The organism is Mycobacterium sp. TH-M82 (genome assembly GCF_057473605.1).
In genome coordinates, this window is record NZ_JBYCKY010000027.1 from 1 (window position 1) to 6709 (window position 6709).

Annotated in this window: 11 protein-coding genes; 5 read left to right on the plus strand and 6 right to left on the minus strand. The window is 67.8% G+C overall.

The features are described 5' to 3' along the window. Nucleotides 1-181: putative glycolipid-binding domain-containing protein (locus tag AC2VON_RS00925; RefSeq protein WP_486951270.1), on the minus strand; the 181-nt coding region annotated here is incomplete at its 3' end. A 109-nt stretch (nt 182-290) separates the two neighbouring features. Here AC2VON_RS00925 and AC2VON_RS00930 point away from each other — a divergent pair. Next, a complete protein-coding gene (locus tag AC2VON_RS00930) occupies nt 291-641 on the plus strand; it encodes a LapA family protein (RefSeq protein WP_486951262.1) in 351 nt (116 codons plus the stop codon). Nucleotides 642-653: 12 nt separating this feature from the next. Here AC2VON_RS00930 and AC2VON_RS00935 read toward each other — a convergent pair whose 3' ends face one another. From AC2VON_RS00935 to AC2VON_RS00950, 4 genes are all read right to left on the minus strand, one after another. Then, on the minus strand, nt 654-1259 hold the full coding sequence (locus tag AC2VON_RS00935) for a histidine phosphatase family protein (protein ID WP_486951263.1): 606 nt from the start codon (nt 1257-1259) through the stop codon (nt 654-656). Nucleotides 1260-1268: 9 nt separating this feature from the next. Next, complete coding sequence (locus AC2VON_RS00940) at nt 1269-2747, minus strand: sensor histidine kinase (RefSeq protein WP_486951264.1); 1479 nt, start codon at nt 2745-2747, stop codon at nt 1269-1271. After that, nucleotides 2725-3429, minus strand: coding sequence for a response regulator transcription factor (locus tag AC2VON_RS00945; protein WP_486951271.1), 705 nt, complete (start codon nt 3427-3429; stop codon nt 2725-2727). Before AC2VON_RS00945 ends, AC2VON_RS00940 begins: the two co-directional genes overlap by 23 nt. Nucleotides 3430-3562: 133 nt before the next feature. Next, nucleotides 3563-3895 carry a hypothetical protein gene (locus tag AC2VON_RS00950; protein ID WP_486951265.1) on the minus strand — a complete coding sequence of 111 codons (333 nt, stop codon included), beginning with the start codon at nt 3893-3895 and terminating at the stop codon, nt 3563-3565. 309 nt (nt 3896-4204) lie between these two features. Between AC2VON_RS00950 and AC2VON_RS00955 the strand changes: the two genes are divergently transcribed. From AC2VON_RS00955 to AC2VON_RS00970, 4 genes are read left to right on the plus strand one after another with little or no spacing between them, the layout of a single operon-like run. Next, nucleotides 4205-5212 carry a phosphotransferase family protein gene (locus tag AC2VON_RS00955; RefSeq protein WP_486951272.1) on the plus strand — a complete coding sequence of 336 codons (1008 nt, stop codon included), beginning with the start codon at nt 4205-4207 and terminating at the stop codon, nt 5210-5212. A gap of 49 nt (nt 5213-5261) precedes the next feature. Continuing rightward, nucleotides 5262-5396 (plus strand): hypothetical protein, encoded by a 135-nt coding sequence (locus AC2VON_RS00960; protein ID WP_486951266.1) that lies wholly within the window; start codon nt 5262-5264, stop codon nt 5394-5396. A gap of 17 nt (nt 5397-5413) precedes the next feature. Beyond that, nucleotides 5414-5722 (plus strand): hypothetical protein, encoded by a 309-nt coding sequence (locus AC2VON_RS00965; RefSeq protein ID WP_486951267.1) that lies wholly within the window; start codon nt 5414-5416, stop codon nt 5720-5722. Nucleotides 5723-5763: 41 nt separating this feature from the next. Beyond that, entirely contained in the window at nt 5764-5871 is a 108-nt protein-coding gene (locus tag AC2VON_RS00970) for a DUF433 domain-containing protein (protein WP_486951268.1), read from the plus strand. A 190-nt stretch (nt 5872-6061) separates the two neighbouring features. Here AC2VON_RS00970 and AC2VON_RS00975 read toward each other — a convergent pair whose 3' ends face one another. Then, complete coding sequence (locus tag AC2VON_RS00975; RefSeq protein ID WP_486951269.1) at nt 6062-6478, minus strand: GtrA family protein; 417 nt, start codon at nt 6476-6478, stop codon at nt 6062-6064. Nucleotides 6479-6709: the final 231 nt, after the last annotated feature.

The window sequence follows — 6709 nt, forward strand, 5'->3', positions numbered from 1 at the left end:
CGTAGTAAGCGCTGAATGCCGGATGCGCCGCGGTGGCAGCCGCGACAATCTGGCCGTTGGCCTTAATTCGCTTGCCCGACAACTGCACCCGCACCGATTCCATGCACGCGACATCCGGCGCCCGCCAGGTCAGAATCGCCGACCGAGTGGCGGGTGTCGAATCAGAGGCGGTCGCGCTCACAGGGCTCACCCGATCACCGTAGGCGACGGAATCCTCGGCCGGCGGCAAGGCCCCGGCCAATACGGCGCGATCTGGCTAATTTCGCGGCGAAAACCGGCAAGATGACACCATGAGCGACGTTCCCCCCACACCAGACCATCCACCGGACGACAAAGCCGGCCAGGCCGGCCAGGCCGGACTGGCCGAGCCGACGGCCCCGGTGGTCCCGTTCACCCGCGCCGCCGCGCTGTGGAGCTCACTGATCGTGGGCTTCCTCGTTCTCATCGTGCTGTTGATCTTCATCACGCAGAACACCGAGCAGGCCAGCATCCGGTTCCTGAGCTTTCACTGGAGCCTCCCGCTGGGGGTGGCGCTGCTGCTGACGGCGGTGGGCGGCGGGCTGGTCACCGTCCTGGCCGGCACCGCGCGGATCTACCAGCTGCGCCGCGTGGCGAAGAAGACCCTCGCGGCCCGACGGTAAAGGGACCCAGCGTCACCGCTGATTTCGGGGCAACAGATCCCACACATGCTCGGTGCCGTTGGCCGAAACCACGGTGGCCTGGCCGGACCGCGAATACAGCAGCCGCGTCACCGACACGTAGTCGATCGGGAACGACAGCAACCGTGCGGTGCCCAGGATCTGGTGCAACACGACGTTGATCACGCCGCCGTGGCTGAACACCGCTACCGTCTGCTCGGGAGCGGCGGCGGCCACCACATCGCCCGTCGCGGCGGCGACGCGGGCGCAGAACCCGTCTTGGTCCACACCGGACGGCAGCTCGCCCGCCGCCATTCGCGCCCAGTCCTGCGGCCGTTCGGTGCGAAGCTGCTCGATGGGCAGATATCCGCCCAGCTCCCGGTCGTACTCGGCGAACCGATCATCGACGTCGATGGCCAGGCCGCGCGCCACCGCGACGGGTTCGGCGGTCTGGATCGCGCGTCGCTGCGGGCTGCTGATGACCCGGGTGATGGGATACCGCGTCAACGCCTCGGGCAGCCGCCGCGCCTGTGCCATCCCGGTGTCGGACAGCTGCGGGTCTGAGCCCTCGCCGTGCTCGCTGCGCAGCGGCAGCGCATGGCGGACCAGGAGCAACTGCATCGTGTCACCCTATGAGATCGGCAGGCGCACCGTGAATTCGGTTCGACCGGGCGCGCTCTGCGCCCCGATCGTCCCGTGGTGCGCCTTGACCACCGCCGCCGCGATCGCCAAACCCAACCCGGTGCTGCCGTCTTTGCGGGACCGGGAGGTGTCTCCGCGGGCGAACCGCTCGAAGATCTCCCGCTGCAACTGCTCGTCAATCCCGGGGCCGTCGTCGGTCACGGTCAGCACGGCGTGCGTCGCGGCGGTGCTCAACCGCGTCGTCACCACCGTCCCCGGGCCGGTGTGGACGCGGCCGTTGGCCAGCAGATTGGCCAGCACCTGCTGCAGCCGGGCCGCGTCGCCGGCGACGATCACCGGCTCGGCGGGCAGGTCGAGTTTCCATTCGTGGTCCGGCCCGGCGATGTGCGCGTCGCTGACCGCGTCCACCGCCAGCGCCGACAGGTCCACCGGTTCGTGTTCCAGCGGCCGGCCGGAATCCAGCCGGGCCAGCAGCAGCAGGTCCTCGACCAGGTTGGTCATCCGCTCGGTCTCCGAAGCCACCCGGCCCAGCGCGTGCCTGACCGCCTCGGGATCCTTCGAGTCGCCCTGAACCCGTTGCGCCAACTCGGTATAGCCACGGACCGCCGCCAGCGGGGTGCGCAGTTCATGGCTGGCGTCGGCGACGAATTGGCGAACCCGGGTCTCGCTGGCCTGCCGCGCCGACAGCGCAGCCGCGATGTGATCGAGCATCCGGTTCACCGCAGACCCCAACTGGCCGACTTCGGTGCGCGGGTTGGCATCCGGCATCGCCACCCGCACCGGCAGCGCCACCTCGCCTCGGTCCAGCGGCAGGCCAGCGACCTTTCTCGCGGTCTGCGCGACGCGGCTCAGCGGTGCCAGTGCCCGGCGGATGATCACGATTCCGGCGGTCGTGGCGACGGTCACCGCGACCAGCGTGAGCACTCCGAAGATGACCAGCACCCGCAGTACGGTGGCATCCACTCCGGCCAACGGCAGGCCGGTGACTATGACGTCACCGACGTCGGCACTGTGCCGGGCCGGGGTGGAGACGACGCGGTAGCGGCCGATGCCGTCGAGGTCGCGCGTCACCGGTCCGGGCTCGGTGACGCTGGCACCCAACTGTGCGGTGGCCGTGTCGCTCACCGGCTCCCGGGAACCGTTGGTGGCCAGATAACCCGCGTCGACCACGGTGCCGTTACCGACGACGCCGGCGACCATGCCAGTCGGCTGGCCGGGGGCATCGAGAAAGTCCGGACCCGGGCCGGGTCTCGGCGGGTGACGGTGCCACCCGTATATCCGTGCCGCCCGGTGCGCGGCGTCGTGCAGCTGTCCGTCGAGCTGGCCGACCAGATACTGGTACAGGGCCAGGTCGGTCGCCACGCCGATGCCGATACACACGGCGGTCAGCAGCAGGATCTGACCCGCCAGAAGCCGAGCTCGCAGTGACCACGCGGGCCGCGGACTAGAGCGCGGGCTTGAGCACATAACCGGCGCCGCGCAGCGTGTGGATCATGGGTGCGCGACCGTGGTCGATCTTCTTGCGCAGGTAGGAAATGTACAGCTCGACGATGTTGGACCGACCGCCGAAGTCGTAGTTCCACACCCGGTCCAGGATCTGCGCTTTGCTCAGCACCCGCTTGGCGTTGTTCATCATGAACCGCAGCAGCTCGAATTCGGTGGAGGTCAACACGATTGGGTCGCCGCTGCGGTGGACTTCGTGGCTGTCCTCGTCGAGCACCAGATCCCCGACGACGATTTGGGCGCCGGTGCCGGGGGTGGTCACCCCGGTCCGCCGCAGCAGCGCCCGCAGCCGCAACACCACCTCTTCGAGGCTGAACGGCTTGGTGACGTAGTCGTCGCCGCCCGCGGTCAACCCGGCGATGCGGTCTTCCAGCGCGTCCTTCGCGGTGAGGAACAGCACCGGCAGGTGCGGGTTCGCCTCACGCAGCTTGCCCAGCACGTCCAGCCCGCTCATGTCGGGCAGCATCACGTCCAGCACCACCACGTCGGGGCGCTGCGCGCGGGCCGCCGCGATGGCCGACGCCGCGTCACCGGTGGTGGTGGCGTTCCAGCCTTCGTAGCGCAGCGCCATCGACACCATCTCGGCGAGGACGGTTTCGTCGTCGACCACCAGCACGTTGATCGGCTTGCCGTCGCCGCGCGCCATCACGACACGCTCGGCGGGGGCGCGCGGCTGGGTCATGGCATTCAAGTATGTCGGAGAAACCGGGGGCCGGCCCGTACCAACACCCTGGTCCGGCGTTATCGTCGTTGCCGGACTACGGTGCCATCCCCAGTGGTCAACGAAAATCGAGGATGTGGGGATTTGCCCGCCTTCGAGCGACACCGGCCTCGGCTTCTGCGCGCAGCGCCAACACCCGCTTGTGGATTCGGCGCTCGGTTCCGCGCGGCATTGATCCGGGTCCGTATCGGCCCCGCCCGACCCGGCGGACTCGGCCGTGCCCCCGCTCCCAGCGCAATGCGTCCGATATCGACTTCGACGCCCGCCCGTCGATCCGAAAACCTTGGGCAGCAAGCCTACTAGCCATTTCAACCACGGTTGCCGGACCGACGTCGAAGAGGTACATCGTCAAGATGTAGCGCAACTCGATACCGCGCAGAGATCTGTTCATGAAACGACGCTCGCATGCGGGTCTGACATCGATGCAGTCGCTCGTAGTCGGGCACCGTTCCCTCAGCGACAAGCCACAACGGACGGGACAGGCGAGGCCTCCGTGAGTTGAGTCAACGTTTCGTTGCAGCCCGTCGTCGTCAAGCTGCGACCCGTCGTCGTCAAACCGGGTTTTGTCGCGCGAAGGCGGGCACCTGCCACCCACAGCCGGCGCCGGGGCTGGTGTGGCGGATGTGACGGCGCAGCGGTGGTGGGGAGCCGCTCAGAGTAGGGTTCTCCTCCTGTGAACCTCGACCCAGTGGCGGACTGGATGTCGCGGCGAGGCCTCGGTGACGGCCCGCTGGAAGATGTCAGCGAACTGCGGGGCGGAACCCAGAACATCATGCTGCGGTTCACCAGGTCCGGCCGGTCCTATGTGCTGCGGCGCGGCCCGCGGCACCTGCGCCCGCGCAGCAACACGGTCATGCTGCGGGAGACCCGGGTGCTGGCCGCACTGGCCGGCACCGACGTGCCGCATCCGGGGCTGATCGCGGTCTGCGACGACCCGACGGTGCTCGGAAGCGATGGTGGGGCCGTCTTCTACCTGATGGAGCCGGTCGAGGGGTTCAACGCCGGCGAGGAACTGCCCACCCTGCACGCCGGCGATCCGGCGATCCGCTACCAGATGGGATTGTCCATGGCCGATGCCCTGGCCAGGCTCGGCGCGGTCGACCACATCGCCGTCGGGCTGGCGGATTTCGGCAAGCCGGACGGCTTCCTGGAACGCCAGGTGCCACGCTGGCTCTTTGAGCTGGAGTCCTACCGGCAGTTCGACAACTACCCCGGCCCCGACCTGCCCGGCGTCGACGACGTCGCCACTTGGCTGGAGCAGCACCGGCCGTCGTCGTGGCAGCCGGGCATCCTGCACGGCGACTACCACGCCGCCAACGTGATGTTCGCCCGCACCGGGCCGGAGGTGGCGGCGATCGTGGATTGGGAGATGTGCACCATCGGCGACCCGCTGCTGGACCTGGGCTGGCTGCTGGCGACCTGGCGCCAGCGCGACGGCTCCAGCGTGTTCAGCCATACGCTGACCGGTATGGATGGATTGTGCAGCACCGACGATCTACTGGCGCGGTATGCCGCCAACACCACCCGCGACCTGTCGCACATCACCTGGTACACGGTGCTGGCCTGCTTCAAGCTCGCGATCGTGATCGAGGGCACGCTGGCGCGCGCGTCGGCGGGCATGGCGCAACAGGAGGTGGGTGAACAGCTGCACGACGCCGCGGTGTGGCTGTTCCGGCGGGCGCTGGCGCTGATGGGCGGCGAACCGTGACCGGCCGCCGGCGGCGCAGGTGTGCGGCCATGACGCCCATGTGGTCTGGATGCTCGGCAAGGTTGCCGATCCGCAGGTGTACGCGGCGGCCTCGGCGGCCTCGGCGGCGGGCAAACTGTTTCCCTCCACGCCGCGCTCGGGCGACGTCGTCGACCCGGCCCTCTTGCATGAGTCCGTAAAGTAGGGCTATCGTTTATTGATGTGGACGATCGTGACAAAGACCCCACCGTGGTGTTGCCGTATCTGGTCGGAAGGCCACTGTCGGCGCCTGAGATCTATGAGGCGTTCGGCTACCGCAAGTCCGCCTACTACAAAGCAGCTCACGAAGGCCGGTTAGTCAGCGCCAACAACCTGATCAAAGTCGCCAAGTACTTCGGGTTGAACCCGATCGACCTGCAGGTACGCTTCGGTCTGATCGAACCCGAGGCGGTCAATGAGTACGTGGAGACAAAGGCCCCGTCACCGCGACTGGCCGATCTGCACCCCGACGAGAGCAAACCGCCGATCTAAAGCCGGCCGCCGCAGAGTCCGGCCGGGGCGATCCTGCCATCGTGGCGGAGGTTCTCAAGGACCACCCGTACCTGACCGACGACGACATCAGGGCGCGCCTTCAATATGCGGCAGCGCAGGTCGACCACGCGATCCTGATCACGTCATAGCGCGTGCGGTTCCTGATCGATGCGCAGCTTCCGCCGGCACTGGTACGTGAATCGAGGTGACCACCGCCCCAGCCGACTATCCGCTCATCCGAAAATCAACTGCCCCGCTTACTCGCGGAATCAGGTCTGAAGTGCGTACTTTCGCCCATGTGCACCAGCAGGAGACGGCGTTTCGGAAATTGTTGCCTGCTCAGCGGGCCCGGAAGATCACCGAGCGCTGCACGACGAAGTTGATCACCGTGGCGGTGCCCTGTGCGACGACGAAGGCAACCGGAATCGCCCACCTCCGAAAGTCCAGCAGCGCCAGGCACAGGTGGTTCAGCCCCACCTGCACCGCGAACGTCAACCCGTAAAGCGCCATCACGGCCACGAACCGGGCGGTGCTCGGTGGCGCCCGAAACGTCCAGCGGCGGTTGATCAGGTAGGCGGTGATGGTGCCGGCGATGTAGCTGGCCGATTTGGCGACGTCGACCTGTATCTCCGCCATCTGGTAGAGCACCAGGTACAGCCCGAAGTCCACGATCGCCGAGAAAGCGCCGGTGATGATGAATCGACGCACCTGTGTGCTCAGGTGCAGGTGGGTGTGCGTCGGGGCGGGCTTGGCCATCGCGGGAAGCTTACGATCTGCGGCCCGGGCCGGGATCAGGAGTGTCGAGCAGAGCACTCTCGCTTCCATAGACACTCGAATCATGCCCAGGGTGCCGGAAAGATCGGCAGGCATTGCTCAGTGTCCTGGAGGCGGTGCCGGAACCACGCGACCGGTGTGGGGTGCGCTACCCGCCCACCCGCCGCGACGGCAAGGCCCCGCATCAGCTCGCCGCGTTCGACCACAGCGCCG

Coding starts and splice junctions, on each gene's coding strand:
- AC2VON_RS00930 (WP_486951262.1), top strand. CDS start 291: ATGAGCGACGTTCCCCCCACACCAGACCATCCACCGGACGACAAAGCC.
- AC2VON_RS00935 (WP_486951263.1), bottom strand. CDS start 1,259: ATGCAGTTGCTCCTGGTCCGCCATGCGCTGCCGCTGCGCAGCGAGCAC.
- AC2VON_RS00940 (WP_486951264.1), bottom strand. CDS start 2,747: ATGTGCTCAAGCCCGCGCTCTAGTCCGCGGCCCGCGTGGTCACTGCGA.
- AC2VON_RS00945 (WP_486951271.1), bottom strand. CDS start 3,429: ATGGCGCGCGGCGACGGCAAGCCGATCAACGTGCTGGTGGTCGACGAC.
- AC2VON_RS00950 (WP_486951265.1), bottom strand. CDS start 3,895: ATGAACAGATCTCTGCGCGGTATCGAGTTGCGCTACATCTTGACGATG.
- AC2VON_RS00955 (WP_486951272.1), top strand. CDS start 4,205: ATGTCGCGGCGAGGCCTCGGTGACGGCCCGCTGGAAGATGTCAGCGAA.
- AC2VON_RS00960 (WP_486951266.1), top strand. CDS start 5,262: ATGCTCGGCAAGGTTGCCGATCCGCAGGTGTACGCGGCGGCCTCGGCG.
- AC2VON_RS00975 (WP_486951269.1), bottom strand. CDS start 6,478: ATGGCCAAGCCCGCCCCGACGCACACCCACCTGCACCTGAGCACACAG.